Below are 2,909 nucleotides of genomic sequence, written 5' to 3'. Positions count from 1 at the left end.
GGGGCGGGGGGCGCGGGGCGGGGGGCGGGGGGCGCGGGGCGCGGGGCGCGGGGCGCGGGGCGCGGGGCGCGGGGCGCGGGGCGCGGGGCGGAATATCGGTGGCGGGGGCGCGGGTCCGACGCGGAGGATGCGCGTGTGACTGAGGCGTACCCGAAGCAGGTTCCTGTCCGTGCGGCCACTGCCGCGCGTCGACAGCGCAGCCTGCCCCGGCCCGCCTGGATCCCGCGCCCGCCGTCGTGAGCGGCGCGTTCCTCGCCGGTCTCGTGGCCGGCTACGGCGTCGCCATTCCCGTCGGCGCGATCGCGATTCTGATCCTGGGGCTCAGCGCCCGTACGTCGTTTCGGGTGGGTGCGGCCGCGGCGCTCGCGGTGGCGACGGCCGACGGGCTCTACGCGGTGGTGGCCGTGCTCGGCGGCGCGGGCCTGGCCGGGATCATCGCGCCGGTCGCCGGGCCCCTGCGGGTGGTCGCCGCCGTGGTACTGCTGGGTCTCGCCGGGCACGGCCTGTGGCGGACGTGGTCCGCGCACCGCTCGCACCGACCGCCGACGGCACGCGACGGTGGGGGCATGAGCACTCCGGGGCGGGCCTACGCGGCGCTGCTCGGGTTGACCCTGCTGAACCCGATGACGGTTCTCTACTTCACCGCCCTGGTGCTCGGCCGCCGGGACACTGCCGACTCGGGCATGGTCCCGATGGCCCTCTTCGTGGCCGGGGTGTTCCTGGCGTCGGCGAGCTGGCAACTGGTCATCGCCGGCGGTGGCACCGTGGTCGGCAGGGCGCTGACCGGGCCGCGTGGCCGGCTGGTCACCGGCCTGGTCTCCAGCGCGCTCATCGCCGCGTTGGCGGTGGCCGCGCTACTGCCAGGTTGAACGGCCACGGCGACCATCCGACCCGGCAGGAGGTCGCTGGGTCCAGGCCGAGCCGGACCAGGTTCACGGGCGGCTCAGCCACCCGGACGGCACCCGACCGCGCCTGGTCCGCGGTGTCGCCGGGCGTGTCCCTGGCCGGGCACACGGGCCGCCCGGGGGCCCGGACGGGTTCGCTGTGCCGTACGGTCGGGCGATGACCAGTCGACCCGCAGCCGGCGGAGGCCGGTGGGTCGAGGTCGACCCGGCCCGCGTCGGCCGCTGGGTCGAGGGCTTCGCCGACCGGCACGGCCCGCCCAGCACCAGCGCGAGGGAGTACGGCCTACTGCTCGCCGCCCCGGACGGGGCGACCGCCGAGCTGCACGCCCCGCCGGGTGCGCCGGCCCGCGCGGATGTGGCCGGGTTCGTGGCCTCCGCTGTCATGCCCCGCCGGATCGGCCTGCTGCTGGCGCGCAAGGGCGCGGTGGCGCTCGGGGTGGCCGAGGGCGGCGACCTCGTCGTCTCCAAGGTGGACACCCGCTACGTGCAGGGGCGCACCGCTGCGGGGGGATGGTCGCAGCACCGGTTCGCCCGCCGGCGTGACAACCAGGCGAAGGCTGCGCTGGGCGACGCGGCGGATCTGGCCGTACGGCTGCTGTTGCCGGAGGTGGCGACGCTCGCCGCGTTGGTCTGCGGCGGTGACCGGCGGGCGGTGGACGGGGTGCTGACCGACCGACGGTTGGCCCCGCTCGTGCCGTTGCGGGCGGAGCGGCTGCTCGACGTGCCGGAGCCCCGGCACGCGGTGCTGGTCGCGGCAGTGGGTGCGGCCCGGGCGGTACGCATCCTGGTGCGCGACCCCGACTGACCTCGGCCCGCACCGGCGGCCTCAGAGGCCCGCACGGGCGGCGTCGCAGGCCTGCACGGGGCGGCGTCGGAGGCCCGCACCGGCGGCGTCGGAGGGGAGACGGTCGCCACCCAAAATGGGGTTCGCGGCGTGCTGCTCGGCCGGCGGCCGGAGGATGGGCGCGTGGAGTTTCTGGTTGACATGGTGACGACGGTGCCCGACGGCACGTCGGAGGACGGCGTCGCCGACATGCGTGCGCGAGAGGCCGCGCGTTCGGCCGAGCTGATCGCCCAGGGCAGTCTCCTGCGGCTGTGGCGGCCGCCGCTGGCACCGGGGGAGTGGCGTACGTGGGGGCTGTTCCAGGCCGACGACGCCGATGAGCTGGAAGCCGTACTCGCGTCGATGCCGCTGCGCGCCTGGCGGCGCGAGACCGTGACGCCGTTGACACCGCACCCGAACGACCCGGGTCAGCCGCCTCGCTGAGCTGGCGAGGGCACGCCGCCTCGACAGGCACGCCACGGGACACGTCCGTCAGCAGGGAGATCATCATGTCCGACGCTCAGATTCTGCGTACCGTCCTCGACCGGTGGAAATCGGCTGTCGACGCCCACGAGCCCGACCGGGTCGCGGCGTGCTTCACCGATGACGCGATCTTCCAGGGGCTGCAGCCGTACACGGTCGGTCCTGCCGGCGTCGCCGCGTACTACGCCGGACAGCCGCTCGGCCTGACCGCCGCATACGACATCCGGGAGATCCGCCGTCTCGCCGACGACGTGGTCCTCGGCTACCTGGAGGTGGAGTTCGGCTTCACCGACCGGCCGGCACTGACCGTCAACCTCGGAGTGCTCCTGCGGCGGGTCGACGACGACTGGCTCATCGGCCACTACCAGGTCTCGCGGCTCACCTGACCCCGGAGCTACGGCCGGAATGACAATCGTGGCAGGCCCACGTTGATGAGCAACGCGCTCAAGGAGGCCAGCATGGTGTAAGCGGTCTTTCTACTCAGGCCGATGCCGACCGCCGTCGTTTCCGACAGTGTGAACAACAAAGGGAAACCCAGACTCGCAACCAGAATATATTTCACATTCACGTAATTAGCGGGCAAGACAAAGTCAACCAGCCAGGAAAAGAGCCCGCCCAAGCTGAAAAGGCAAACCACGGCTATAAGCATGCACTGCGTGACCTTGGTTACCATCTGCTGTTCGCCGCCTTCGTTAGAC

At 73.3% G+C, this 2,909-nt stretch carries 5 protein-coding genes; 4 read left to right on the top strand and 1 reads right to left on the bottom strand.

The annotated features are described in order from the left end of the window. The first annotated feature begins 236 nt into the window (after window positions 1–236). The 4 genes from AB0B48_RS32770 to AB0B48_RS32755 all read left to right on the top strand — a co-directional run bounded on the left by AB0B48_RS32770 (window position 237) and on the right by AB0B48_RS32755 (window position 2,597). Window positions 237–869 carry a LysE family transporter gene (locus tag AB0B48_RS32770; RefSeq protein ID WP_357208460.1) on the top strand — a complete coding sequence of 211 codons (633 nt, stop codon included), beginning with the start codon at window positions 237–239 and terminating at the stop codon, window positions 867–869. A 193-nt stretch (window positions 870–1,062) separates the two neighbouring features. After that, window positions 1,063–1,710 (top strand): acVLRF1 family peptidyl-tRNA hydrolase, encoded by a 648-nt coding sequence (locus AB0B48_RS32765; protein WP_357208458.1) that lies wholly within the window; start codon window positions 1,063–1,065, stop codon window positions 1,708–1,710. A gap of 162 nt (window positions 1,711–1,872) precedes the next feature. After that, window positions 1,873–2,172 carry a muconolactone Delta-isomerase family protein gene (locus AB0B48_RS32760; protein ID WP_357208455.1) on the top strand — a complete coding sequence of 100 codons (300 nt, stop codon included), beginning with the start codon at window positions 1,873–1,875 and terminating at the stop codon, window positions 2,170–2,172. Window positions 2,173–2,237: 65 nt separating this feature from the next. Further along, window positions 2,238–2,597, top strand: coding sequence for a hypothetical protein (locus AB0B48_RS32755; RefSeq protein ID WP_357208453.1), 360 nt, complete (start codon window positions 2,238–2,240; stop codon window positions 2,595–2,597). 8 nt (window positions 2,598–2,605) lie between these two features. Here the strand turns inward: AB0B48_RS32755 and AB0B48_RS32750 are convergent. Continuing rightward, a partial coding sequence (locus AB0B48_RS32750) for a hypothetical protein (RefSeq protein ID WP_357208450.1) occupies window positions 2,606–2,909 on the bottom strand: 304 nt, incomplete at its 5' end.

This window comes from Micromonospora sp. NPDC049089, assembly GCF_040648775.1.
Lineage (GTDB): Bacteria > Actinomycetota > Actinomycetes > Mycobacteriales > Micromonosporaceae > Micromonospora.
This window is presented reverse-complemented; position numbering and strand designations above follow the sequence as displayed.